The organism is Paenibacillus cellulosilyticus, assembly GCF_003182255.1.
In the GTDB taxonomy this organism is placed as follows: Bacteria; Bacillota; Bacilli; order Paenibacillales; family Paenibacillaceae; genus Paenibacillus_T; species Paenibacillus_T cellulosilyticus.
In genome coordinates this window covers 39,681-63,815 of the sequence record NZ_QGTQ01000033.1, presented here as the reverse complement: position 1 = coordinate 63,815, position 24,135 = coordinate 39,681, and the positions used below count along the sequence as shown (strand labels likewise).

The window sequence follows — 24,135 nt, the reverse complement described above, 5'->3', positions numbered from 1 at the left end:
ATGACAGCCAATCGCAAGGAAGACAAGAACAGTCGTGAAGGTGGAATCAGCCGTCGCGATCTGTTGAAAATGGCTGGTATTGGCGGCGCTGGGCTTCTGCTCGGCGGCGCCGGCGTCGGCGCTTTGTTCAAATCAAGCTCAAGCGGCAGTGTCTCGGCATCCGCTTCTCCGACGAACAGCAGCTATCATGAAGAGATTCCTTTCTATGGCCAGCATCAGGCGGGCATTGTGACGCCTGCACAGGATTTCATCGTCTTCGCTTCTTTCGATGTGACGGCAGCGTCCGTCGATGAAGTGCGCCAGCTGTTCAAGGATTGGACGGCTGCGGCAGCAGTCATTACACAGGGCGGCATGCTGGGCGAGGATAATGAGAACTTGAATGTGCCGCCTTCGGATACAGGCGAAGCGGCTGGCTTGCAGCCATCCAAGACGACGCTGACGTTCGGAGTCGGGCCATCCTTCTTCGATGGCCGCTTCGGACTCGCTGACCGTAAACCGGCGGAGCTGCAGGACCTGCCGGCTTTTAGCGGCGATGCGCTTCGCTCCGAATGGATGGGCGGCGATATCGGGGTGCAGGCCTGCGCGAACGATATGCAGGTGGCGTTCCGCGCCATTCGCAATTTGGCTCGCATCGCGCGCGGGAAGGCAGCGCTTCGGTGGACGCAGGAAGGGTTCCAACGGACAGGCGGCTCTGATCCGAGCGGCGGAACAGCACGCAACCTGATGGGCTTTAAGGATGGTACGGGCAATCCGGATGTGACGGATGAAGCGAAGATGAATGAGGTTGTGTGGACACAGGCGAGCGACGGACCGCAGTGGATGGCCGGTGGCAGCTATATGGTTGTGCGCCGTATCCGCATTCGCGTAGAGGTATGGGATCGATCGACGTTAGGCGATCAAGAGGCGACATTCGGGCGCTACCGTACAAGCGGCGCCCCGCTTGGCGGCGAGAAGGAGTTCGATGCGATTGATCTCGATCGCAAGGATGAGAAGGGCAAGCCAGTCATTCCAATAGGCGCGCATATCCGTGTCGCGAAGGAGAATGGGGTTCAAATTTTGCGCCGCTCGTTCTCCTATTCCAGTGGTCTAGATACACGTACGGGTCAGCTGGATGCAGGGCTGTTGTTCGTTGCTTTTAATCGCAATGTGGCGAAGCAGTTCATCCCGATGCAGCGTACGCTTGCAGCGAGCGACCGTCTGAACGAATATATCGAACATAACGGAAGTGCATTGTTCGCCTGCTTCCCAGGCGTCAAGGAAGGTGGATACATTGGCGATACGCTTCTTTAATTCTGTCAATCCAACGGACTTATATAGATAACATTAGCAGCTGAACAGACCGATGCGGCCGATAGAAGGCCGGATCGGTCTCTTCGATTGTTTCGTAGCAGGTACGGGAAAGGACGCGGTGCTGAAATGTGGACACATCAAGAGCTTAAAGGATCGACAGCACGATGGACGGTGCTGGAATCATGGAGAACGATTATTATTACGCTGGCGGCAGCAATCCTGATTGTTGCTTCAGTTGGCAGTTCAGCAACCGCATACGCAGCAGCGGCTAGTGATGTACAGCAGCTGAATGAATCGCAAGCCGAGACGCTGGGGAAGATTCTGCCGCTTGTTGGCGGCGCTCTCGTTGATATCGGACGCGATGACCATGATGCGGCATCCCAAGCGATCATTGAGGCCAGCAGCGAATGGAAGGCCGTCAATGCTGGCAAGTCGGATCTATCTGCGAAGGTCGATGAGGCATTCGACGCAGCCTCCCAATCGATTGCAGATTCGAAGACAGACCCGGCTGCAGCGAAGAAGGCGCTTGCTGCATTAGCGAGTGCTGTGAATGCGTTTAAGAAGGCTGCGGTAGCAGAAGAAACGTTGTCTGGGCCGGATGCGGCTGTGGGCCTTGTACCAACGCTGCGTACGCTGCTGGGCCATATCGAAGCCGAGGAGTGGTCGGCAGCAAACGCCGATTATCGGATACTGGAGAGTGCATGGGCCAAATCCGAGCAGCCGATTCGTGATGATAATACGACGGTTTATGGCAGTATCGAGACGAGCATCAGCATGATCCGGATCGATCTGAGAGCAGAGCCGCCGCGTGCGGATCAAGCGAAGGCGGAGACGGATACGCTGATTAGCTATTTGAATGATTACGCTGCGGGCAAGCTGGCGGCAGCCACATCGTCTAGTTCTGATCTGACGGTAGCCGATCTGATCGCTGTGTTGGATCAAGCGACCGCTTTGATCCAGTCGGGCAGCGCAGCAGAAGCGGAAGCGAAGCTGCAATCATTCATTACGATGTGGCCGAACGTAGAAGGCCAAGTGTCGATTCGTTCTTCTTCCGTCTATCGGAGCATCGAGAACGAGATGACGGAGGCGCCAAGCTACTTGGTGGCCAACCCGCCGCAGCTTGATAAAGCCGAGTCGCTCATCGAGCAGATGAAGAGCGAGCTTAAACCTTTTGTCGCAGACGCGAAATATACAGCATGGGATGCTGGCGCGATTTTGTTCCGGGAAGGGTTGGAAGCGATTCTCGTTCTTGCCGCACTGCTGTCCTACTTGAAGAAGACGGGCAACCAGAACAAGCGCGGCTGGGTATGGTCGGGCGTTTGGTCGGGCTTCCTGATCAGCGGCGTAATGGCGCTGGTGCTCACCTACGTGGTGACGAAGGCGTCTTCGGGCAGCACACGCGAGATGATCGAAGGCTACGCAGGCCTCGGCTCGGTTATTCTCATGCTCACGGTTGGCAGCTGGCTGCACGGCAAAGCGAACCTGCAGGCGTGGAACCAATATATTGACCGAACGATGGGCGCTGCACTGCGCCGCGGCAGCCTGTGGTCGTTGTTCGCCGTATCGTGCTTAGCGATTGCGCGCGAAGGAGCAGAGACGACGATTTTCTATATCGGGATGGCTCCATCCATCGCACCGGGCCAGCTAGCACTTGGCTTCGGCGTCACATTCGCATTGCTCATCGCGCTTGGTTATTTCATCATTACGTTCAGCGTGAAGCTGCCAATTCGAATGTTCTTCTTGACGGCTTCCGTGCTCATCTACTATCTCGTGTTCCGCTTCTTGGGCGAGAGCATTCATTCGCTGCAGGTTGCGGGCACACTGCCATCGCATCACGTTGCATCGGTACCAGCGATCGACTGGCTTGGCATCTACCCGACATGGGAGACGGTTATCCCGCAGCTTGCGGTGCTGGCGTATATCGCCGGGCAAGTGCTTGTCGGCCGTAAACGTACCGCTCGTATCGCTGATGTTGTGTCTCCTTAATTCATTGCAGAACCCGATAATGGCAAACAAGCTATCTCGCAAGCCAGCGTAAGCTGACAGCGGGATAGCTTGTTTTGTTTGTATTGAAGCGACCTGCTCATTGAGGTTGTTGGGGTACAATCATGATCGGAGAATGATACTACAGCAGCCTTACATTCCTTGACTCGCATAGCGCTCGCATCTGTTTGGGCCATACCGAATGTTGAATTTCACCGATGTGGGCCTTTTCAAGCAAGAACATGCACAGTCGAGATTGGCCGATTCCGCCTCCGATTGAGTACGGCAGACGGCGTTCAAGAATGCTTCGGTGAAAATCAAGCTGAACACGTTCCATGTTGCCTGCCAGCTTCAACTGCCTCAGCAGCGCCTCTTCATCGACGCGTATTCCCATGGAAGATACTTCGAAGGCCGATTGAAGCACCGGATTCCATAAGATGATGTCGCCATTCAGCTGCCAGTCATCATAGTCAGGCGAACGACCATCATGCTTCATTCCTGATCTCAGCGATCCTCCGATTTGCTCGATGAAGACGGCTTTGAATTGTTCGGCGATCAAATCCTCACGCTGCTTTGGCGAAGCATTCGGATACCGATCCTCAAGTTCTTGTGAAGTGATGAAAGTAATATGCTCTGGCAGCTTATTGTGTAATGCAGGATACTCCCGGTTAATGTGAGCTTCAGTATCCTTTATACACGCATAAATGATACGAACTGTATCGCGGAGTGTATTCGTATGCCGATCATGCTTGTCGATGACTTGCTCCCAGTCCCACTGATCGACATAGATCGAATGGATAGGGCCGACTTCTTCGTCCTTCCGAATCGCTTTCATGTCGGTAACCAGACCCGAACCTGGAGCCATCTCGTACATAGCGAGGGCCGTTCGTTTCCACTTCGCGAGAGAATGAACAATCTCCAGCTTTTCGGAGTCAATGTGGGATGGCTGGAAGCTAACAGGAGCTTCAATCCCGTTCAACTGATCGTTGACGCCCGTACCGCTCTCAAGAAATAACGGGGATGATACGCGCTTCAAGTTCAATCGGCGGGCAAGATTTGATTCGAATACGGTTTTCACCAGATGAATCGAATCGTTTAGTTCTCCTAGGCTCTGTGTGGACACATAGCCGTCAGGAAGAAGCTGTGTTTCTGTCAACATAATCGCAATTTACCTCCCAAAATTTATAAAATATGCAATTCATATCTAGAGTAGTTCAAGATAGCTAATAACACAACATACTCGAAAAAATTATTTTCGTTAGTTTAATTTGTTTAACTCCATTCTTATAGGGAGGGATTGCTAATGTCAGTATTAATGTCAATGAGTATCCGTGCGCGGTAATGTTTATGCGTCAGGAACATCGAGGATGCTGGGCCTGTAGCGACCATTAGCACTTATCAGTATATACTAATTTTTGATAATATTGACATGATGCAGCTGCTGCTGGATCAAGATCAAGACAACCTACTGTCGGAAGCGGACAGTAACCTAAATTTCGATGTCCATAAGGGAGGTTGGAGTGAAGCTGATCGTACTACCATAGATAGGGGAGATTAACTATGCAAAGAGAAGCAATCATGAATGGCAGTGCTGCTATAGTCTCATTGAATGGAATCGTGGATCATATGGAGCAGCAGCCGACAGTCGCAAAAGGGAATTAATTAAGATGAGGAGGGTATTGCCGATCCAGATGCCTAGCGTGGCAGGCTACAAACGGTATGCGCATTTACTCGCGATTATGGAGAATAATCCAGCTGCAACACCTTGGGTTTATAACCATTTTCTACAGCTGCATACGGAGAGAGCGATGGAGCAGGATATCCATTGGTTAAGTTTTTATATGGGAGAATACTTCATGTTCCGGCATACCAATAATCCTTTTCTTTATTATCAGGAAGTAGAAGTGTCGTTCATGAGCACGATGATGGAGATGGATGAATTTTTAAAGCTTTGTATCGATCGAGGGCAGTACGTGTATATCGAGTGTGATTGCTTCTACCTGCTCCATTCCATCTCTTTCGAGAAAGTGCATCGACGCAGCCAGGTGCTCGTCATCGGGTATGATTGCGCGGATGGACAATTTATCGTCATGGATTACTCCACCCGAAATCATTACGAGGCGATTGAGATCAGCATGTCGCAGCTTGTGACAGCAGTGAAGTCCGGTTGTGCGATTGATGCCAACAATCGTTCCAAAATGCTTTTGATCCAGCCGGAGAAGGATGCCGCCTATCCTTTTAATTTCGAGCTGGCTTATCACTTACTGGATGACTACTTGCATGGAAGGAACACATACGACCGATTCCCCGTTTTTAGAAAACCAAGAGAAAATGCGGTGTTTGGTGTTCAAGTTTACGACGAGCTGCGCCGGCATATTGAACTGATGCGAGCACGGGACAGCAGGGTCCGGCCATCTCTTCTGCCGTATCACATCTTATGGGAGCATAAGAAATGCTTGTCCGGCTTAGTCGAATATTTGGCAGCGAATAAGGATATAGAGGTGCAGTCCGAGCTGCGAAACCAGCTATCTTCAGTCGTAAAACAGGCGCTGCTGCTCCGAAATTCCTTGGTCCGATCTTTCATCTCCGATCAGAATGAGAAGCTCATTCACAATATCGATAGGCGGCTGGATCAACTCCAGGAAGAGGAAACCGCAGCTATTGAACAGCTGCTCTTGCTCCTGCGACAATCGTCTGTAATAGGATGAACGAATAAGAAGTTGTAGACTAACAATCTCGCTGAACAGTGCGAACTGGCAGCGGGATTTTTTTATCGACTGAGCCAGCACGTATGGACCTTGTTAAAAAACGAGAAACGGTGTGTGATATGATACAATCAAGAGAATGGCGAGAGGAGGCCGGACGAAGCAATGACGACCCATGAGGACAACATGAATGAAGGAACTGCTCACCTCGCAGCGGATAACGAGCGACTGCAGCGTGAGGTTGAATCGTTGCAGCAGGAGCTGGCGCAATGCAAGTCGGAGCTTGCGAATGCGAAGCGAGAGCTGCATCGGTTGAAAGGAAAGAGCGGCGCAGCAGCACGTCAGCCAGAGGCGATGTCGACGATGGCAACACGGCTTCGCGACGCACTGCGCGAATAGATGATGAGCGAGTATGTGTATGTATATGCCCACCACGAGGATGAGTCTGAGCTGTGCGGGATGGAGCTTCGCACGCTGCTAAACATACCGAAGGCGAAGTGGGCGAAGGAAGAGGGCATTCGTTATGCGGTGAGCACGCTCGAAGTGCCGCCGTCGCGGAGCCCTTTTGTCAAAATGCGAATTCGTGTGGAAGCGGCAAGTGATACGCTTGATGGTCTGGTAGAACAGGCGCCGAAGCTTGACGCTGGCAGCGGTACGTTCAAAGTGGTGTATGTGGACACGGGCGAGTTGTCCCTCGCTCCTGACTTCGAAGAGAAGCGATCGATTGAACGCCGGATCGGCGCGGTCATTCGTGGGAGAGCAAGCATGCGCCAATCGGATCGACTGTTTGGTGTTGCTTATGCAAATGGCCGCTGGGTAATAGGCGAGGCTGTGGAAGGCGAAGCCGTATGGCTGCGTCATAACGATAAGCCGCAGAAGTATTCGACGGCATTGAGTACCCGGATAGCGCGAGCCGTTGCAAACATTGCGGTACCTGATCCGACGGATGTCCGTGCTGTGGACCCATGCTGCGGCATCGGTACTGTCGTCCTTGAAGCACAGTCGATGGGCATTCAAATGCAGGGCTATGATCGTAACCCGCTTGCGCTCCGAGGGGCTAGAATCAATCTGGCGCACTTTGGCTATCCAACTACACTCGCTGCGAAGGCAGATATGCTGACGTTAGAAGGGACCTATGATGCGGCTGTGCTGGACTTGCCCTATAATTTATGCTCCAAGCTGCCGGAGGAAGAAGAGCTTGCGATGCTCGTGTCGCTTGGACGCCTTGCTCCTCGGGCGGTCGTTGTGGCAACGTCACCACTGGATGCCAAGCTGGTGCAGACCGGCTGGAAGCTGATCGATGACTGCCAAGTACGCAAAAGCAGCTTCGTACGCTATTTGTACCTTGTTAGCCGGGACTAGCGTATTGTAACCTCGGATGTTTTGCTCACTTGCAGATGTTGAGTATAGGCGATTTTATGGGAAAATATACGGGATCGAAAGGGTTTTCGATCTCGTAGTCGAATTAGGATGACAGCGCTATCAACGCGATTCTATACATATTAAGGAGTGTGGACATGACGCTGCAAATGAAGTATCCGTATCTAGATACGAGTCTTGCAATTGATGTGCGAGTTACCGACCTCCTCACACGACTAACATTAGAAGAGAAAATTTCTCTGATGCCAACGCATCAAGCGGCAGTGCCAAGACTGGGCCTGGAGGAAGTATGGGTTGGAGGCGAAGCGGCACACGGTATCGTCTCGCGCGGCGGCACAGCAGCTACTGTATTCCCGCAGCCGATCGGGCTTGCGAACACATGGAATACACAATTGATGTATCGCATCGGAAGCGTAATGGGCGATGAAGCTCGTGCGCTGAATAATCATAACAGCCAGCATGGCCTCATGCGCTGGGCACCAACGATAGATATGGAGCGTGATCCTCGCTGGGGACGCAATGAAGAAGCTTATGGCGAAGATCCGCATCTGACAGGCAAACTGGCTGCTTCTCTCGTTCGCGGGATGCAAGGTGACCATGAGAAGTACGTGAAAATGGTCGCTTCTCCAAAGCACTTCTACGGTAACAACAACGAAGTTGGCAGATTGGATGGCTCCTCCAGCATCGATCCACGCAACCGTAGAGAATATTACTTGAAAGCGTTCGAGCCGGCTTTCACTGAAGGCGGCGCGTTGTCGATCATGACAGCTTACAACGAGATCAACGGCACACCGGCGCTGGAGCATGCAGATATTCGCGGCGTATTGAAGGGCGAATGGGGAATGCGAGGTTTCGCCGTATGTGATGGCGGTGACCTGTCCCAGACGGTAGACTTCCATAAACGATATGAGTCACATGCAGAGTCGGCAGCGGCAGCCATCAAAGCGGGTATCGATACGCTGACGGATGATGCGCAGCTCGTCTGTGATGCGGTTCGCGAAGCACTAGAGCGACAGCTGCTGACAGAGGCTGATCTAGACGAGGCGCTAACGAATATGCTTCGTGTTCGATTCATGCTCGGAATGATGGATCCGGCAGAAGGTAATCCGTATAAGGCGATTCCGATGTCGGTTGTTGCTTCGAAAGAGCATGGCGAAGCGGCACTGCAGGCGGCAAGAGAATCGATCGTCCTGCTGCGCAACGAGAATGGGCTGCTGCCATTGTCCGCTAAGAAGCTGGAATCGTTAGCGGTTATTGGACCGCTTGCGGATGAAATGCTTCGTGGCTGGTATTGCGGCGAGCTGCCGTACAAAATAACGCCGTTCCAAGGCATTCAATCGCGGCTTAATTCGAAAACGGTTTCGAAAACAAATGGACTCGACCGTATCGCTTGGCGCTCCGTTCGAAATGGCCAATTCCTGAAGGTTCGTGAAGCAGCGGAGGGGGAGAAGCCTGTTTTGGCGGCGGGTTCTGCCGATCTGGACGGAGCAGAAATTTTTGCCCATAACGATTGGGGCTGGAATGCGCATTCGTTCCTTGCATCGTCGAATGGCAAATTCGTCACCACAGAGACGGACATGAAAGCAACCGTGTCCGCTGATGAAGTATATGGCTGGTTCGTGAAGGAAAGCTTCCAACTCGTGCTGCAAGAGGCTGCATCCGAGGCGGATGGCGGGCAAATCTATCGTTTGTTGAGCTGGAACGGTCATCCGATTGCTGCAGCTGATGATGGCGAGCTGATTGTTGGAGAGAATGCAGGGTACCAAACGTCAGATAGCTTGTATGAACGGATCGTGCTGAAGGATGGCGTGGAGGAAGCGGCACAGGCTGCGGCTCAAGCGTCTGCAGCTGTCGTTTTTGTCGGTAATAACCCGGTTGTTAACGGAAAAGAAGAGATCGATCGCTTTAGTCTAGAGCTGCCTCCTTCGCAGGAGCGATTGATCCGTCGTGTTGCTGAAACGAACCCGAACACGATCGTTGTCATTGTCGGCAGCTACCCTTATGCACTTGGCGATATTGCCGAGCTTGTGCAAGCTATCGTCTATATGCCACATGGAGGGCAAGAGGCTGGCACTGCAATCGCGGACGTATTGTTCGGCGATTATGCACCAGCTGGCAGACTGCCGATGACATGGTATGCTTCGGAGTCGCAGCTGCCAAGCATGCTGGAATATGACATTCGTAAAGGGAAGCGGACGTATCAATATTTTGACGGAGAGCCGCTTTATCCTTTCGGTTACGGCCTTACGTACTCGCCGTTCGAATATCGTGATCTGGCACTTAGCAGCAGCGTGCTGAAAGGTGCTGACGATACGCTGGAGCTGTCGTTCACAATTGAGAACGTTGGCAGCTTGACGAGCGATGAGGTTCCGCAGCTGTATATTCGTGCAGAGCAGTCCACCGTTGAACGTCCGATCAAGCAGCTTCGCGGTTTCACGCGAACCTGCACGGAAGCGGGCGCAAGCCAGCGTATTACGTTCCGCCTGCCCGCTTCGGAGCTAGCATTCTGGGACGTATCGCGTGAGCGGTACTGTGTAGAGAGCGGAGAATACTCCATTCTGGTCGGCCGCTCGTCCACTGATATTCGTTTGACCGCTCATATTCAAGTAGAGGGCGAGACGGTTCCGCCGCGCAGCCTGTCAGCTTGGACATGGGCGGAGAGCTACAACGAGTATGAATCGGTTCGACTGGAGGAATGCCGCGAGGGCGGAACTGCAGTAGCACCTGTTGGCGGTACAGGCTGGATTCGGTTTGATAACGTTGATTTTGATTCAGAGGTCTTTACCTTCGAAGCGAAAGCATCGTCAGGGGAGTCAGCGGGCGGCACAATTAATATTTGGCTGGACGCTATCGACGGACCGGCAATTGCCAAGTACAACGTTGCGATGACGGGCGGCTGGCACAATTGGTCGACAGTCGGCAGCAGCATCGTTTCGATTAGCGGACGACATACGTTATATGTACAGCTGGAGGGTGCGATTCGCTTGAATCGTCTACGTTTCCAATAACTAGGCTGATGTAATAAGTTAAGGCTGCTTCGTTCATCGATAGTTGGTGAACGATGCGGCCTTTTGCTGCATATCCTTGCATTTGCATACAAAATGTTGCGAATGAATAACTTCACGGGAATCCCAACGATTGCTATAGTCTTAAATGATAAGCGCTTTCATTAACGCGATCATCATGACGTGAAGAGAGAGGGGATTTGAACGTGAGAAGAAAAGCAATAAGCATGGTAATGGCCCTGCTGTTGGCGTTCAGCTCATCCTGGTTTGGCCTAGGTGCTGTTGTATCAGCCGCAGATGCGCCGAATGCAGGTGTTGTTAACGGCGGATTTGAATCAGATTTCTGGTCGGACGGCTCGTGGACGGTAGAGCCAAATGATTGGAGCAGTGTAGATCTACAGCAGTACCTATATTCGAATGACTCGTACATAACGCCGGACGAGGGAGCGAATGCGTTCAAATATTGGATCAAGGATACGGCGACAAGCAATCAGTCGCTGACGGTTAAACAGACGATTGCGTCGCTGCCGGCAGGCAGCTATGAGCTGTCGATTCGTTCCATGGGTGGCAGCGGCAGCGCAGCTGGTACTGTACAATTATACGCTGGCACTAACACGGGTACAGCGAAGGCAACGACCGGCTACAATGCATGGGATACGGTGAGCTTGTCGTTCGAGCTTGAGCAGGACGCAACCAGCATCGAGATTGGCGCGATCGTTAATGGTGCGCCCAATGCATGGGGTTATTTGGACAGCGTGAAGCTGGTGAAGATTGAACCAGAGGCGCCGCTTATTACGAATGGCGGGTTCGAGTCGGACTTCTGGTCGGACAACTCCTGGACGGTGGAGCCAACGGATTGGAATAGCGTAGAGCTGAGTCAATTCAAGTACGCAACAGACTCTTATCTTACGCCAAGCGAAGGCGAGTACGGCTTCAAATATTGGATCAAGTCGGCAGCGACGAGCAGCCAATCGATTACGGTTAAGCAGACGATCGCTGCGCTTCCAGCAGGCACTTATGAGCTGACAGCTAATTCGATGGGCGGGTCTGACAATCAAGCAGGCAGCCTGAAGCTGTTTGCTGGTACCACATCAGGCAGCTCAGTTGCTACAACAGGCTATAATGCATGGGATGCAGTCCAATTGACATTCGTCTTGTCGCAGGACACTCAGAATGTTGAGGTCGGCGGAGTCATTACTGGTGCGCCGGGCGCTTGGGGTTATGTAGACGGCTTCGTGCTGACGCAGACGAGCACGAATACGGAGCAGCCAGAGGAACCCGCGGCAGCCGACATTTTCGTGAAGAAGGTAGCGGGTCTTTCGGATGATTTCATTAAAGGCGTAGACATCTCCAGCATTCTGTCGCTCGAAGCGAGTGGCGTTACGTTCTACAATGAAGCAGGTGAAGAGCAGGATATTTTCACGACACTCCACGATGACGGTGTGAACTATATTCGGGTTCGTGTTTGGAACGATCCATTCGATACGACAGGCCGTGGTTATGGCGGCGGTGATAACGATCTAGCGCATGCGATTGAGATCGGCAAGCGGGCGACTGCCAATGGCATGAAGCTGCTTGTAGACTTCCATTACTCTGATTTCTGGGCAGACCCAAGCAAGCAGAAAGCGCCGAAGGCGTGGGCGAACCTCAGCTTTGATGATAAGAAAACGGCTTTGTACAACTACACGAAAGAAAGTCTTCAGGAGCTGCTGGATGCTGGCATCGACATCGGTATGGTACAGGTCGGCAATGAAACGAATGGACGATTCGTCGGCGAGACGGATTGGACGAAAATGAGTGCATTGTTCAACGCGGGCAGCCAAGCGATCCGTGAAATCGATCCTTCGATCTTAATCGCTCTGCATTTTACGAATCCGGAAACATCGGGCCGCTATGCTTCTTATGCGCAGACGCTGCAAAACAACAACGTCGACTATGACGTATTCGCAAGCTCCTATTATCCGTTCTGGCACGGTACGCTCAGCAATCTGACGTCGGTACTGAAAAATGTGGCGGATACGTATGGCAAGAAAGTTATGGTAGCTGAGACGTCTTATGCGTACACCGCTGAGGATGGAGACGGCCACGGCAATACGGCTCCGAAGAGCAGCGGACAGACGCTGGATTATCCAATTACGGTACAAGGACAAGCCACTTCTGTTCGTAACGTTATCGAGGCGGTTGCGAATGTAGGCGCTGCGGGACTTGGCGTATTCTATTGGGAGCCAGCATGGCTGCCAGTAGGACCTGCATCTGAGCTTGAGCAGAACAAGCTGAAGTGGGAACAGTTCGGCTCTGGCTGGGCATCCAGCTATGCAGCGGAATACGACCCAGATGATGCAGGCGAATGGTACGGCGGCAGCGCGGTCGATAATCAAGCGTTGTTCGATTTCACGGGACATCCGCTTCCTTCATTGAAGGTGTTCCAATACGTGAATAACGGTGCGGTTGCGCCGCTCCGTATCGATGAGATTAAAGATGTTACAGTTGAAGCTATCGCGGGCGAGTCAATCACGCTGCCATCCTCCGTTACGGTAACGTATAACGACAGCACGACTGGATCGGCAGCGGTAACTTGGGATCAGACGCAGTACGCGGCGGCGGTTGCCGGTGGTGCTGGCAGCTACGTTATTAATGGTGTAGTCGATGGACAACAAGCTGTGAAGGCGCTGCTGACAGTCAAGGCACAGAACTACGTTGTAAACGGAAGCTTCGAGCAAAGCGATCGCAGCATGTGGAAGATTACGTATCCAGAAGGCTTTACAGAACCGGACTATCAGAACAAAGCAAGCGATGCGAAGACGGGTAATTACTCCCTTCACTTTTATTCTGCAAAAGGTGTTCAATTCAAAGTAGAACAGACGATTACAGGTCTGAAGACAGGCTATTACAACCTGTCGATGAATATTCAAGGCGGCGACGCAGCCAATCCGGATATGAACCTGTTCGCAATTGCCGGTGGCACGGAAACGAAAGCAGCAACTGGCGTTAACGGATGGGTAGTATGGAATACGCCGGAGATCCAGAACATTCTCGTCACGGATGGCACAATCACGATCGGCGCCAACATTAAGGCAGATGCTGGTGCATGGGGAACGCTGGATGACTTCTATCTGAGCTATGCTGGGGATTATACGGCCCCAACAGATCCGTCAGAACCAACGAAACCAACGAATTCATCGTCGGTAACGATCATTAGCTCGGGTAATTCGCAAATCGGTATTACGCTTAATGGTGGATCGTCCGTTAACGTGCAGCGTTCAACGAAGTCGGATGGCACGAAGAAGGATGAGCTGACACTGCCTGCTGACATTGCGAAGGCTGCAGCCTCGAAGGCAGCTGCCGACGGCCAGCATTCGGTGGAGATCGTCATCCCAGACTCGCAGGATGAAGTTTCTGAGATTGATGTAACGCTGCCAGCGGATGCAGTCAGAGCGCTGGCGGATAGCGGTGTCGGTCTTGAATTAACGGCCGGCGGCGCTACTATTAGCGTATCGAAAGAAACAATTCGTTCGCAAAATGGAGAAGTGGTATTTACGGTTACACCGCTGAAGAGCAGCAAGGATGCACAAGAGGTTCTTGATCGTGCGAAAGGCGAGCAGCTTGTTGTAACGGTGGCAGGCGATGGCGGTACGCAAATCGTCGGCCGCCCAGTGATGATCGAATCGAATGTGAAACCAGTCGATCTGATTTTGCCACTCCCAAGCGACGTGATCCCTACGGACGAAGCGAAACGTGCGGACTTCCTTGCAAGCCTCGCGATTTATATCGAGCATAGCGATGGTGACAAAGAGCTGGTGCAGCCGGAGCTTGTGCAGGTTGCAGACGGGGGCTACGGTCTGAAGTTCTATGTAGACAAGTTCAGTACGTTCTCGATTCTTCAAATCGACAATTGGGCTTCGTTCCTGCAGCAGATGGAATCGCAGCAGCCGTATGTGAATGGTTACCCAGACGGTACGTTCCGTCCTAGTCAGGCTGTGACACGTGCCGAGATGGCTTCCATTCTCTCGCGTGTGGCAAGTGAACAAGGAAGCTCCGATCCAGTCAGCTTCACGGACAGCGCTTCGTTCGGATGGGCGGCGGACGCCATTGCGACTGCATCCACATGGGGTCTGATGACGGGCTATGAGGACGGCAGCTTCCAACCAACGAAGTCCATTACGAGAGCAGAGATGGCAACCATCGTTGCGCGTTGGCTCGGACTTAAAGGCGATACCTCTGCAGCATTCACGGATACAGCGGACCACTGGTCGGCATCGTACATCGCGCTTGTCGCTGATGCAGGCATCATGACAGGTTATTCTGACGGCAGCTTCAAGCCAGACCAATACTTGAGCCGTGCTGAAGCGGTCACGATCATTAACCGCATTCTAGGCTTGGAACTGACCGCGGATGTAACGACACCGACATGGTCGGATGTTCCATCCACGCATTGGGCATTCCAAGCGATTGAAGCGGCATCTGGTACAAAAGAATAGCAGGTGAACCAAGAGAGAGAACAGCTGAACAACAATCAGCTGTTCTTTTTTTATCAGCTGGCATTCGGCTATACGTTTTATTTGCGTTTCATCAGTAGAAGGAATAAGATATTGTAAATTTCATGAGTGTTTGTGCTCGAATTGGAACATAGGGCTCTGCATGAAAACGTATGCGAGCTTCAAATAATGTAGATACAACTTATTCATCTTCCAATGACGGTCGCGGAGGAAAACACGATGATGACGACACCCTTGACGGTTTACTTAATGGCTGGCGTAGCGACGGCTAATCAAATGTTCAACGAATGCTGCCGGAAGCTGGAGAACATGCTGAAGCAGGAAACGAGCAAGCTGGATATTCATGTGCTGTTCCCTTATGGCAACAACAGCCGCAATGTATGGGCGCAGGTGCTTGAAGTGGGCAGTGATTTGACGAATCGGCCTTCGCTGTTCCGAGTAGGTGGGCGCAAGGCTGTAGATGGCATAAAAGCAACCTATCACGGCAATGGTCCTGTACTTCTGGTCGGCCACAGCGGCGGTGGCGCAGCGGCTTACCAGGCGGCGGTTAAGCTGCATAAGGACGGAGTCCTGCGTGATTTCCGAGTTGTGCAAATTGGTTCGCCGCGCATTCGCGTATTGCCAGCGCTGAAGGATCGCGTCAGTTATTTTCATTCGATTGATGCAAGCGGCAAGCTGAACGATCCCATTACCCGGATCGGCAGCTGGGGAGGCTGGAGCCGAAGCAAGCGGGGCGCGATTCCGCACTGGAACCATTACAAATACGCACCAGGCTACGTAGAAGGAATGCCGATCGTTGGCGGGCACGCCGATTATTTTAAACATTTGAACCCATTTATTGATGAGGAAGCAGTTTGTAATTTGGACAAAACGGTTGATCGCATTCGAAGCCGGTTGAACGGTTGGATTTGATCCGATACACTAAGGGTATTAAGTAGTAGTATCGGAGGGATCGCTATGATCGATATTCGCAGAGCGGCACAGGCCGCTTCTAATGACGCAGGATGGCTGCAAAGCCGGCATTACTTCTCGTTCGCAGGTTATTTTGACGAGAGCAACCGGTTTTTCGGTCCTCTTTGCGTTTTTAACCATGACATTATTGCCGGTGAAAGAGGCTTCGGTGCCCACCCGCATCGCGAGATGGAGATCGTATCGGTCGTATTGCGCGGCGAGCTGAAGCATGAGGACAGTGCAGGGAACACGGCTTTGACGACATTTGGCGGCATTCAGCGGATGACCGCGGGGACGGGCATTATCCATTCAGAGGTGAATCCAAGCCAAGAGCCAGTTGAGCTGCTGCAAATCTGGTTCCTGCCGGAGCAGGCCCGTCTTAAGCCGGACTATGAGACGACACATTATGATACGAACGCACTGCGCGGACGCTGGCTGCCGGTTGTAAGTCGTGAAGGCGGTCCGAATATTGCAGCCATTCATCAGGATGTTACCGTCAGCCTGACCCAGTTGGAGCCAGGTCAAGTTGTCAGCTATGAATCACAGGCGGAGCGGCTGCATTATTTATATATCGCGAGAGGCTCTGCTGAACTAACGATCAATGGCGTATCCAATACGTTGTCAGAAGGCGACACGGTTCGAATGACGAACGAGACGGGCATCCGAATGTCGGCGATCGGTGAACATCCGCTGCTGGCCCTGCTGATCGATATGACGCCTCAGCCGGTACGCGAGGGAGGCGAAGCGTAATGACAGGGGCACAAGCTATCTATGAGCCGAAACGTCCAGGTCATCAATCACCGCCACCAGCCGGGTCCAAGGTGCTCATTAAACTGGCGATCGGACGATTGCTAATCGATACCGCGATTGCTGGACTGGTCATTGATGTTCGCGAGTCAGATGGACGATGGACGCTAGAGGTCCATGGCGTGAATGCAGAGGACGCAGCCTTTATTGCAGATAATGCAGCTTTCTTGAACTTATTTTATTTCGAAGCACTGCCACCAGAAGTTGCATTGAGCCAAGGCTCGGTCCAGAAATATTGGATGTACGATGAGCATCAGCCTGTTGTGGGTTATGATGCTGCACGAGCAGCGCTTACGTTGAATGTCGGTTCCTATATGGCCTATTCGAACGAGAAGGTGTAGCCTTATGGCGAATACGCATACGTATACGAGGCGCGAGGAAGTTGCGAACGCCATTACGCATGGTGTCGGGGCTGCGCTCAGCATCGCTGCTCTCGTCCTGCTGATTGTTTTTGCAGCGTGGAAAGGAACGGCCGTGCATGTCGTGAGCTTTACGATTTATGGAACCTCCATGCTGCTGCTGTACACCGCATCAACACTCGTCCACAGCTTTCCTGAAGGTAAAGTCAAAAATTTGTTCGAGGTGCTCGATCACTCGTTCATTTATGTGTTTATCGCTGGTACGTACACCCCCATTCTGTTCCATATTGTGAAGGGGGCGCTTGGCTGGTCGCTCTTCGGTGTTGTATGGGGTGTCGCAATTGCAGGCGTTGTGTTCAAATCGTTCTTCGCCAGTCGGTTTCTCTTCACTTCGACGCTGTTGTACATCGCGATGGGGTGGATTATCGTCATCGCATGGGGACCGCTCGTGGAGGGGCTGGCCCCAGGTGGCTTGCATCTGCTGATCACTGGCGGACTGCTCTACACATTCGGCACCGTATTCTACGTATGGCGAAGCTTCCCTTACCATCATGCCGTATGGCATCTGTTTGTACTCGGCGGATCTATCCTGCATTTCTTTGCGATTTTGTTGTTTATCCTATAATCATCTATAGATACGACAAAAGGTGGCCCATAATGGATGGACCACCTTTTATGTATAACCAGCTATTCATTCAAACGCAGCCGGCATAAAAGAATGAAGCAGCTCTACCTCGGGACGATTGCCGTTTATGGGGAAGGTCTAGTTCCAACGCCGCAGCAGCGCGTACAATAGATGAGAACGAGGTCATGCTTTACTAAAAATGGTTGCCCGATCGGCAATGCCGATTTGACAAAAGGATGGTATATTCATATACTTTTATATACTTACAAAAAGTAACCACAACTCGCAAATGAATTTGATCATTACCGCCAGGCAACACTAGATAGAACTAAACGCCGATGGTGGAGGGGAGCGGAAGCAGCATGCACACCATTCAAACGGACATCATTTCGATATTAAAGCGTAAAATTACCACTGTGCCAAGCGGCGACAAGATGATTTACTTGGTCGGCCCGGTTCGACTGCCTGTTTCCTTGGGTGGCGAAACGCATATATTCCAATGGTACTGCTGGCTTCGCTGTGACAAAATGGCAGGCGATACATGCCAAGATGAACCGCAGTCGACGGAGCAAATTATTTCGCGTCTGTCGGCATCTAATCTTGCTGAGATGCAGCAATCGAGCGTACTCGTGTACGGTGACTTCGCCAACGCGCCAGACGCGCTCATTCGTATGCACAGCATCTGCCATACGGGCGACATCTTCGGCAGCAAGCGCTGCGATTGCGGCTACCAGCTGGAGCAGTCAATGAAGATGATCGTGAAGCACGGCAATGGCGCGCTCTTCTACTTGGCGAACCATGAAGGCCGCGGCATTGGCCTGTTCAGCAAAGCGATGGCGTACGTGCTGCAAGAGGAAGGCTACGACACTGTCGATGCCAACCTGCAGCTCGGCTTCCAAGACGATATCCGCAGCTACGACGATGCGATTCAAGTGCTGAAGGAACTTCGTTCGAAACCTGTTACGCTTATCACCAACAACCCGCGCAAGCTAGACGCGTTGGTCGCTTCAGGTGCAGACGTCTCGGGACGTGTACCGTTATGGGGCGACGTATCCGAGTTCAACAAGCGATACTTGGAAACCAAAGTTCGCCGCTCCGGTCACTTCGACAGCAGCAGCCGAACAAACCCATCATCATAGCGGCAACTTAATACGAACCACGAAGGACGGGCGCTTGCCCGTCCTTTTCCTCTTTAGGGGAGGATCAGCTGGGCGACGGGCACCAGCCGGGAGGCCCTTCGCATATCATCGAAGCATAAGCAGGATCTTCTCTCGACAGATCTGCAAAATAACTGCCGATCAAATGATTGTTGGACACCGAACCCATGCGAAACGACCGTTTTACTTCACCTTTCACATGCATATAGTAAAAAACCTTCTTTGGCTTCGAGTGTCGATAAACGAGAGGCGGCAAGTGAGGTACAATATCGTACTCATTTTGCACCCGCCAGTGCTGCTTAATGGCTCTATTATACAAGCGGGCGAATTTAACATCGCCGACTCGAGGAGACCCATAGGTATAGACGATGGGTTCTCTATCCGTATTCGTGACTATATCGAAGGCTGCCAGCGTTCCGAGTGCTCCGCCAAGGCTGTGGCCTGTCACGAACAGCGGCTTATCGGGATCGGTCTCCTTTAGAATCGAGCGAACGGTCTGTTGACACGTCATATATATATCGGTGAAGCCTTTATGCGATTGGCAGGAAGCTTTCACCGGTTTGAACGGAACCTGCTGCGAGATGAAATCCGACACCCAGTCCGTTGGGGAATAGGAACCCCTGAAGGTAAGGACGACAGCATGATCGGATTCGATGACGAAGCCGAAATATTCCGGTTTGTTCTCGTATGACTGCGCTTTGAATGAACCTGCCAGCTGGTAGCCTGCAGGGATGAGGAATGCACCGTCAGGGTTGCTGTATTGTACTCGGGATTGTCCGCATACCGCCGCTAGGAACAACGCCGTGCGAGTGTCGAACCGCTGCCCATTATCACTTTTTTTCTCTGCCATCTGCCATTCCCTCCCTAAGCTGCGCCACACAGACGGATTCCAATGGTCATCCATACAGTTTATGAAGCAGCAGGGCAATTCGGAACCATCGACATAAATCTACATTCGGCAACAAAATTGCATCATGAAGTGCCAAAATCACACATAGGATGCTGTGACTTTTGGCACTATACTGAGAGTTAAGTCATTATGGTTATACACTAAGGCAGAGGAAAGGTGACACGTTAGACATGGCAATTGTACAGTTTCCAGAAGGCTTCAAATGGGGAGCAGCAACAGCTTCGTATCAAGTAGAAGGCGCGTATCAAGAGGGCGGCCGCGGGCTGTCGATTTGGGATACGTTCGCACGTACGCCAGGCAAAGTATTCATGGGCGACAATGGTGATGTTGCTTGCGACATGTATCACAAGTATCCAGAAGACGTGAAGTTGATGGCCGATATGGGCATCCAAACGTACCGTTTCTCGATCGCTTGGCCGCGTATCATTCCGGATGGCTCCGGCGCAGTAAATCAAGAGGGCTTGGACTTCTATCACCGTCTCGTTGATGAGCTGCTCAAATACGGCATCGAGCCGATGGTTACGCTGTACCATTGGGACTTGCCGCAGGCGCTGCAGGACCGCGGAGGATGGGATAACCGCGAAACGATCGATCATTTCGTTCGATATTCCGAAACCGTTTTCGAATCCTTGAAGGGTAAAATCAACCTGTGGGCGACGTTCAACGAGCCATGGTGCGTATCCTTCCTATCGAACTACCTGGGCGAGCATGCTCCGGGCAACCGCGATTTGCAGCTGGCGACGAACGTATCGCATCACCTGCTTGTTGCGCACGGCCGCACAGTTCGCAAATTCCGCGAGCTTGGCATTCCAGGCCAAATCGGTATTGTACCGAACATGGAATGGCGCGAGCCTTACAGCACGCGCCAAGAAGATATCGATGCTTGCGAGCGTCAAGCAGGCTGGTTAAACGAATGGTTCATCCGCCCAGTTATGCATGGCCATTACCCGGAGATGCTGGTTGAATGGTTCCGCGGCAAAGGCGTTGAAGTGCCGATTCAAGCTGGCGATATGGAAGACATTTCGCAGAAGATCGACTACCTCGGCGTTAACTATTACACCGGTACGGTTGGTCGTTATAAAGAAAATGAAGGTCTGTTCGATTGGGAAGAGGTCGACATGGGCTGGGATCGCACGGACATCGGTTGGACGTACTATCCGCAAGGTCTGTACAACGCGCTTATGTTCCTGAAGAACAACTATGGCGAGATTCCGATCTACATTACGGAGAACGGTGCTTGCTACAACGATGAGCCATCCGCTGATGGCAAAGTGCATGACGACCGTCGTACGCGTTACATCAAATCTCACCTGGCATCGGTTTCCCGTGCTATTGAGTCTGGCGTTAACGTCAAAGGCTACTATGCATGGTCGCTGATGGATAACTATGAGTGGGCATTCGGCTACTCGATGCGCTTCGGTATGACGTATGTGGATTATGATACACAAGTCCGTATTCCAAAGGACAGCTTCAAGTTCTACAGCAAGGTTGCAGCGCTCAATTGGTTCAAAATTTAAATGCTCTTTCGGAGCTTAATGGACAGGCCGGCAGCGGGATCTCACGATCCTGCTGTCGGTTTTTCATTTTCCCTTTTTCTTGCTATCTTAAAGTATGTGTTCAAAAAGTTCGGTTTTCAGCACCGAGAAGGTTGGATCAAGCGGGGAATGAGGATCGGAGCGTAAGTGTTGTGCTACGTGAGAACCGGAAGTCACTGCTTCATTCAAGATTCGATGTCGATTAAGCATTCATGTGATACACCGTGATCAAAAGCGTACTTTTTCACAACCTCTTAGTGTTAATTTAACGTTGAGCAGGTATAATGGATCTATCTATGCACTTATATCGATCGGAGGGAATTTGAGTGGGACAAGCAGTAAGCAAATCGACTTACAAGCAGAACCGCAAGGACTTACGAATACGCAGCAAAGAACGCCAGAAGAAAGTCAGAACGTTGATGTGGGCATCGGGCGGCATCCTCTTAGTTGCTATTATTTTGTTGTTTGCACTAGCACCGAAGCCGGATCCAGCGGATTTTGATTATGCGAACCTTCCAACGCTTGGCAGTCAAGACGCAAAGGTGAAAATCGTCGAGTTCGGAGACTTCAAATGTCCTGCGTGCCAGCAGTTCGCAACGGACGTTAAGCCTGAACTGATTAAAGAATATATCGATAAAGGCATCGTATCCTTATCGTTCATGAACTATCACTTCATCGGCCCTGACTCCAAGACAGCAGCGCTTGCGGGCCTTGCCGTTTATCATCAGAGCAATGACGAGTTCTGGAAATATTATCAGGCGCTATATGACAAGCAGCCAGACGAAAGTGAGCAGTGGGCGACGGTCGATTATCTCGTTCAGCTCGCGAAGGATGAGAAGCTGAACATCGATTACGATAAGCTTCGCAGCGACATTGAGAACGAGACGTATGCGAAGGAACTGTCCGATCAGATGAGCCGCGTTCCGCAGCTTGGCATTACAGGCACGCCAACCCTGTTCGTTAACGGGACGAAGGTCGGCGGCTCCGACGCGATGAACTACGAGCCAGTGAAAGCAGCCATTGAGAAGGCACTGAAAGAAGTCGATGAGGCGGGCCAATAATCGATGAATGATGACAATCGCTCGTCTTTCTTTTATAACTATGGCCTGTACATGGCTTGGATCGTCAGCATTGCCGCAACGGCAGGCAGCTTATATATGAGCGAAGTCTTGCATTTCACGCCATGCCGGTGGTGCTGGTTCCAACGCATCTTCATGTACCCGCAAGTGATTCTGCTCGGAATGGCAGCCTATCGAGGCGATAGACGGATGGCTTCCTACGTGCTGCCGCTCGCAATCGTTGGCGGATGCATCTCCGCTTGGCATTATGCCGAACAGAAGGTGCCGGGCTTGTATGAAATGTCGCCGTGCAACGTCGGCGTTCCATGCAACGAGGATTATCTCGATTGGTTTGGTGTCATTACAATTCCTTTAATGGCACTTGTTGCCTTCATCTTGATCGCAGGCAACCTCTGGCTTACGAATCGCGCTTACAAGCGTGAGGAAGCGCTGGAAGCGGCAGCAGAATAATAGCAGCGAATAGCTGCTCAGGCGGAACGGTTGATTCCCCGCTTGGGCAGCTATTTTGTGTTGTTGATTCGATCGCGTGAGGGGCGGGTATTAATAACATAACAATGACGGACTTGCGGACAAGAAACGAGGGTATAGTATGCAAGCTCAAGAACGAAGCAATGGCAGATTGAATATGCGCGTCGTCCTAGTGGACGACAATGCAATGAATGTGACGGTCGTACAGGAAATGCTGAAGCGGGCAGGTTATCGGAATTTGAGCTCCTGCTCGTCAGCCTCTGAGTTATATACACTGCTGGGCATTAGCGAGGATGGAACGGACCTGAAGCCGGTCTATGAGGAGCCGGATGTCGATCTTATTCTGCTGGACATGATGATGCCTCGCATCGATGGTATTACAGCATGTCGGACCGTTCTCGGCGTCGAGCGGCTCAAAGATATTCCGATCATTATGGTAACGGCAATCGGCGATTCGAAGAAGCTGGCAGAGGCGCTTGATGCAGGTGCGTCAGACTATGTGACCAAGCCGATCAATCGGGTCGAGCTGATGGCGCGGATTCGTTCTGCGCTGCGGCTGAAGCAGCAGAAGAACTGGCATCGGGAGCGGGACCGCCGGCTGCGCGATGAGCTGCGATTGGCGCGTGAGGTACAATACGCGGTACTGCCCCAGCGGCTGGAGAATGAGCAGATCGTCATCGATGCGATCTATCGTCCTTCGGAGGAGCTGTCAGGCGATCTGTACGCGTGGCATCGAATCGATCAGAACCGCTATGCCGTTGCCGTTATCGATGCGATGGGACACGGCATCTCGTCCTCGCTCGTCTGTATGTTCATCGCCTCCGTCCTGAAGGAAGTGATGAGTAAGCTGTCCGATCCGGAGGATGTCGTACGAGAGCTGAATCGACGGGCGATGCAGCTGCATTTTTCCGACCAGCTCATTCAATATTACTTCACTGGCATCTACATGGTGATCGATATGGAGCGCGGTATCGTGGAGTATGTGAATGCAGGGCATCCGCCAGGCCTGCTCCTTCGCTTGGGTACGGATCAGGTGGAGCAATTGAAGGGCGGCAGCCCCGCCATTGGTTTGTTTGATGGCATTCCTGTCAATAAGCAATCGCTTCGTATTGCGCCAGGTGACCGAATGGTCATTGTGACGGACGGATTGCTCGATCGGTCTGACGATGTTACCGAGGACCCTATTGAGATGCTGGGCCAGAAGCTGAGCAGCAGCAGTTGCTCGGATGATTGCGGCAGCTTCCCAGAACAGTGGCGGGAAGCGTTATTCGGGGAGCCGGCAGAAGGCCGCGGTCATTCCGACGACCAATGTCTGCTGTGGATTGCCTTGAAATAAAATAGCACGCACAAAGAAAGCCTCCCCAGCGCCGAACGGTTGTTCAGCA

The 24,135-nt window shown here is 52.0% G+C and carries 18 protein-coding genes; 16 read left to right on the top strand and 2 right to left on the bottom strand.

Annotated elements, in window-relative coordinates; genetic code table 11:
- Both efeB and DFQ01_RS26500 read left to right on the top strand, forming a co-directional pair.
- Window positions 1-1,290: an iron uptake transporter deferrochelatase/peroxidase subunit gene (gene efeB, locus DFQ01_RS26505; protein ID WP_110046949.1), complete on the top strand. Its 1,290-nt coding sequence runs from the start codon at window positions 1-3 to the stop codon at window positions 1,288-1,290.
- A gap of 126 nt (window positions 1,291-1,416) precedes the next feature.
- Complete coding sequence (locus DFQ01_RS26500; protein ID WP_110046948.1) at window positions 1,417-3,276, top strand: FTR1 family iron permease; 1,860 nt, start codon at window positions 1,417-1,419, stop codon at window positions 3,274-3,276.
- A gap of 139 nt (window positions 3,277-3,415) precedes the next feature.
- Here DFQ01_RS26500 and asnA read toward each other — a convergent pair whose 3' ends face one another.
- Window positions 3,416-4,432, bottom strand: a complete 1,017-nt coding sequence (asnA, locus tag DFQ01_RS26495) for an aspartate--ammonia ligase (RefSeq protein ID WP_110046947.1) — start codon at window positions 4,430-4,432, stop codon at window positions 3,416-3,418.
- Window positions 4,433-4,940: 508 nt separating this feature from the next.
- Here asnA and DFQ01_RS26490 point away from each other — a divergent pair.
- From DFQ01_RS26490 to DFQ01_RS26445, 10 genes are all read left to right on the top strand, one after another.
- Window positions 4,941-5,981, top strand: coding sequence for a hypothetical protein (locus DFQ01_RS26490; protein WP_146216927.1), 1,041 nt, complete (start codon window positions 4,941-4,943; stop codon window positions 5,979-5,981).
- A 162-nt stretch (window positions 5,982-6,143) separates the two neighbouring features.
- On the top strand, window positions 6,144-6,377 hold the full coding sequence (locus DFQ01_RS26485; protein ID WP_110046945.1) for a hypothetical protein: 234 nt from the start codon (window positions 6,144-6,146) through the stop codon (window positions 6,375-6,377).
- 15 nt (window positions 6,378-6,392) lie between these two features.
- A complete protein-coding gene (locus tag DFQ01_RS26480; protein ID WP_342770016.1) occupies window positions 6,393-7,340 on the top strand; it encodes a TRM11 family SAM-dependent methyltransferase in 948 nt (315 codons plus the stop codon).
- Window positions 7,341-7,495: 155 nt separating this feature from the next.
- Entirely contained in the window at window positions 7,496-10,366 is a 2,871-nt protein-coding gene (locus tag DFQ01_RS26475; RefSeq protein ID WP_245946895.1) for a glycoside hydrolase family 3 protein, read from the top strand.
- Window positions 10,367-10,569: 203 nt separating this feature from the next.
- The gene (locus tag DFQ01_RS26470) at window positions 10,570-14,841 is read left to right on the top strand and encodes a glycosyl hydrolase 53 family protein (protein WP_245946894.1); all 4,272 of its coding nucleotides are present in this window, start codon (window positions 10,570-10,572) and stop codon (window positions 14,839-14,841) included.
- A 237-nt stretch (window positions 14,842-15,078) separates the two neighbouring features.
- Window positions 15,079-15,771, top strand: a complete 693-nt coding sequence (locus tag DFQ01_RS26465; protein ID WP_110046944.1) for a lipase family protein — start codon at window positions 15,079-15,081, stop codon at window positions 15,769-15,771.
- Between the two features lie 45 nt (window positions 15,772-15,816).
- Window positions 15,817-16,560: a pirin family protein gene (locus DFQ01_RS26460; RefSeq protein WP_110046943.1), complete on the top strand. Its 744-nt coding sequence runs from the start codon at window positions 15,817-15,819 to the stop codon at window positions 16,558-16,560.
- A complete protein-coding gene (locus tag DFQ01_RS26455; protein ID WP_110046942.1) occupies window positions 16,560-16,958 on the top strand; it encodes a hypothetical protein in 399 nt (132 codons plus the stop codon). Before DFQ01_RS26460 ends, DFQ01_RS26455 begins: the two co-directional genes overlap by 1 nt.
- 4 nt (window positions 16,959-16,962) lie before the next feature.
- On the top strand, window positions 16,963-17,601 hold the full coding sequence (gene trhA / locus DFQ01_RS26450) for a PAQR family membrane homeostasis protein TrhA (protein WP_110046941.1): 639 nt from the start codon (window positions 16,963-16,965) through the stop codon (window positions 17,599-17,601).
- 362 nt (window positions 17,602-17,963) lie between these two features.
- A complete protein-coding gene (locus DFQ01_RS26445; RefSeq protein WP_110046940.1) occupies window positions 17,964-18,740 on the top strand; it encodes a GTP cyclohydrolase II in 777 nt (258 codons plus the stop codon).
- A 64-nt stretch (window positions 18,741-18,804) separates the two neighbouring features.
- Here the strand turns inward: DFQ01_RS26445 and DFQ01_RS26440 are convergent, their stop codons facing one another.
- On the bottom strand, window positions 18,805-19,608 hold the full coding sequence (locus DFQ01_RS26440) for a lipase family protein (protein ID WP_110046939.1): 804 nt from the start codon (window positions 19,606-19,608) through the stop codon (window positions 18,805-18,807).
- A 230-nt stretch (window positions 19,609-19,838) separates the two neighbouring features.
- On the opposite strand from DFQ01_RS26440, the gene DFQ01_RS26435 reads away from it, so the two are divergent.
- The 4 genes from DFQ01_RS26435 to DFQ01_RS26420 all read left to right on the top strand — a co-directional run bounded on the left by DFQ01_RS26435 (window position 19,839) and on the right by DFQ01_RS26420 (window position 24,086).
- A complete protein-coding gene (locus DFQ01_RS26435; RefSeq protein ID WP_110046938.1) occupies window positions 19,839-21,185 on the top strand; it encodes a GH1 family beta-glucosidase in 1,347 nt (448 codons plus the stop codon).
- A gap of 344 nt (window positions 21,186-21,529) precedes the next feature.
- A complete protein-coding gene (locus DFQ01_RS26430; protein ID WP_110046937.1) occupies window positions 21,530-22,264 on the top strand; it encodes a DsbA family protein in 735 nt (244 codons plus the stop codon).
- A 3-nt stretch (window positions 22,265-22,267) separates the two neighbouring features.
- Window positions 22,268-22,732 carry a disulfide oxidoreductase gene (locus tag DFQ01_RS26425; protein ID WP_110046936.1) on the top strand — a complete coding sequence of 155 codons (465 nt, stop codon included), beginning with the start codon at window positions 22,268-22,270 and terminating at the stop codon, window positions 22,730-22,732.
- Window positions 22,733-22,907: 175 nt separating this feature from the next.
- On the top strand, window positions 22,908-24,086 hold the full coding sequence (locus DFQ01_RS26420) for a fused response regulator/phosphatase (RefSeq protein WP_110046962.1): 1,179 nt from the start codon (window positions 22,908-22,910) through the stop codon (window positions 24,084-24,086).
- Window positions 24,087-24,135 lie beyond the last annotated feature (49 nt).

What these genes read in the sequence shown, in the direction of transcription:
- efeB (WP_110046949.1), top strand. Translation starts at nt 1, where the DNA reads ATGACAGCCAATCGCAAGGAAGACAAGAACAGTCGTGAAGGTGGAATC.
- DFQ01_RS26500 (WP_110046948.1), top strand. Translation starts at nt 1,417, where the DNA reads ATGTGGACACATCAAGAGCTTAAAGGATCGACAGCACGATGGACGGTG.
- asnA (WP_110046947.1), bottom strand. Translation starts at nt 4,432, where the DNA reads ATGTTGACAGAAACACAGCTTCTTCCTGACGGCTATGTGTCCACACAG.
- DFQ01_RS26490 (WP_146216927.1), top strand. Translation starts at nt 4,941, where the DNA reads ATGAGGAGGGTATTGCCGATCCAGATGCCTAGCGTGGCAGGCTACAAA.
- DFQ01_RS26485 (WP_110046945.1), top strand. Translation starts at nt 6,144, where the DNA reads ATGACGACCCATGAGGACAACATGAATGAAGGAACTGCTCACCTCGCA.
- DFQ01_RS26475 (WP_245946895.1), top strand. Translation starts at nt 7,496, where the DNA reads ATGACGCTGCAAATGAAGTATCCGTATCTAGATACGAGTCTTGCAATT.
- DFQ01_RS26465 (WP_110046944.1), top strand. Translation starts at nt 15,079, where the DNA reads ATGATGACGACACCCTTGACGGTTTACTTAATGGCTGGCGTAGCGACG.
- DFQ01_RS26460 (WP_110046943.1), top strand. Translation starts at nt 15,817, where the DNA reads ATGATCGATATTCGCAGAGCGGCACAGGCCGCTTCTAATGACGCAGGA.
- DFQ01_RS26455 (WP_110046942.1), top strand. Translation starts at nt 16,560, where the DNA reads ATGACAGGGGCACAAGCTATCTATGAGCCGAAACGTCCAGGTCATCAA.
- trhA (WP_110046941.1), top strand. Translation starts at nt 16,963, where the DNA reads ATGGCGAATACGCATACGTATACGAGGCGCGAGGAAGTTGCGAACGCC.
- DFQ01_RS26445 (WP_110046940.1), top strand. Translation starts at nt 17,964, where the DNA reads ATGCACACCATTCAAACGGACATCATTTCGATATTAAAGCGTAAAATT.
- DFQ01_RS26440 (WP_110046939.1), bottom strand. Translation starts at nt 19,608, where the DNA reads ATGGCAGAGAAAAAAAGTGATAATGGGCAGCGGTTCGACACTCGCACG.
- DFQ01_RS26435 (WP_110046938.1), top strand. Translation starts at nt 19,839, where the DNA reads ATGGCAATTGTACAGTTTCCAGAAGGCTTCAAATGGGGAGCAGCAACA.
- DFQ01_RS26425 (WP_110046936.1), top strand. Translation starts at nt 22,268, where the DNA reads ATGAATGATGACAATCGCTCGTCTTTCTTTTATAACTATGGCCTGTAC.
- DFQ01_RS26420 (WP_110046962.1), top strand. Translation starts at nt 22,908, where the DNA reads ATGCGCGTCGTCCTAGTGGACGACAATGCAATGAATGTGACGGTCGTA.